The sequence below is a fragment of the Peptoniphilus sp. SGI.035 genome (assembly GCF_050315115.1).
Lineage (GTDB): Bacteria > Bacillota > Clostridia > Tissierellales > Peptoniphilaceae > Peptoniphilus_A.
In genome coordinates, this window is record NZ_JBNPOJ010000074.1 from 1 (window position 1) to 217 (window position 217).

Below are 217 nucleotides of genomic sequence, written 5' to 3' on the forward strand. Positions count from 1 at the left end.
AGGAGAAATTAGAAACGTTAACCCGAATAAAAGAGTAAGAATCATGTTTCAAGACGAAGCAGGATTTGGACGCATAAACAAGCCAAAATATTGCTGGTGCAATAAAAAGATAAGACCACAAGTCCCATGCCACCACATAAGAGAATATAGATATGCATATGGTGCAGTAGAGCCAATTACTGGCGAAAATTTCTTTTTAGTACTTCCTTATTGCAAC

Annotated in this window: 1 pseudogene; it reads left to right on the forward strand. The window is 36.9% G+C overall.

The window, feature by feature from the left end:
* Positions 1–217: pseudogene (locus ACQRC6_RS09935) on the forward strand (hypothetical protein); the annotation flags it as partial.